The organism is Massilia aurea, from assembly GCF_040790145.1.
Classification (GTDB): domain Bacteria; phylum Pseudomonadota; class Gammaproteobacteria; order Burkholderiales; family Burkholderiaceae_D; genus Telluria; species Telluria aurea_C.
In genome coordinates, this window is the sequence record NZ_JBFMMP010000040.1 from 1 (window position 1) to 1,264 (window position 1,264).

Below are 1,264 nucleotides of genomic sequence, written 5' to 3' on the forward strand. Positions count from 1 at the left end.
CATGCGACAGCATGTGCTTGGGTAGTAGTATTTGTATCATTGCAACACAGTTGTACTCTTGTACCTGTGACGATCTCTGTTGTCAGCAGAGGCCAACGTTATAGGGACAAGCGAATAAGTGCACATGGTGGATGCCTTGGCGATTACAGGCGATGAAGGACGTAGTAGCTTGCGATAAGCTGCGGGGAGCTAGCAAACGAGCTTTGATCCGCAGATTTCCGAATGGGGAAACCCGGCCTTTATAGGTCATTGCATACTGAATACATAGGTATGCAAAGCGAACGCGGCGAACTGAAACATCTAAGTAGCTGCAGGAAAAGAAATCAACCGAGATTCCCAAAGTAGTGGCGAGCGAAATGGGATGAGCCTGTATGTGATAGTCGATTGGATAGTGGAAGCCTCTGGAAATAGGCGCCATAGAGGGTGATAGCCCCTTACACGAAATCTGAACGGTGGTACTAAGCATACGACAAGTAGGGCGGGACACGAGAAATCCTGTCTGAACATGGGGGGACCATCCTCCAAGGCTAAATACTCGTAATCGACCGATAGTGAACCAGTACCGTGAGGGAAAGGCGAAAAGAACCCCGGGAGGGGAGTGAAATAGATCCTGAAACCGTGTGCATACAAACAGTAGGAGCGGACTTGTTCCGTGACTGCGTACCTTTTGTATAATGGGTCAGCGACTTACATTCAGTGGCGAGGTTAACCGTATAGGGGAGCCGTAGAGAAATCGAGTCCGAATAGGGCGACAGTCGCTGGGTGTAGACCCGAAACCAAGTGATCTACCCATGGCCAGGATGAAGGTGCGGTAACACGCCCTGGAGGTCCGAACCCACTAATGTTGAAAAATTAGGGGATGAGCTGTGGGTAGGGGTGAAAGGCTAAACAAACTTGGAAATAGCTGGTTCTCTCCGAAAACTATTTAGGTAGTGCCTCAAGTATCACCATCGGGGGTAGAGCACTGTTATGGCTAGGGGGTCATTGCGACTTACCAAACCATTGCAAACTCCGAATACCGATGAGTGCGAGCTTGGGAGACAGACATCGGGTGCTAACGTCCGGTGTCAAGAGGGAAACAACCCAGACCGCCAGCTAAGGTCCCAAAGATTGGCTAAGTGGAAAACGAAGTGGGAAGGCTAAAACAGTCAGGATGTTGGCTTAGAAGCAGCCATCATTTAAAGAAAGCGTAATAGCTCACTGATCGAGTCGTCCTGCGCGGAAGATGTAACGGGGCTAAGCCAGTCACCGAAGCTGCGGATAT

1 rRNA gene is annotated in these 1,264 nt (G+C 49.9%); it reads left to right on the forward strand.

The window, feature by feature from the left end:
- Positions 1 to 104: 104 nt before the first annotated feature.
- Positions 105 to 1,264 (forward strand): 23S ribosomal RNA (locus tag AB2N08_RS22880); the annotation flags it as partial.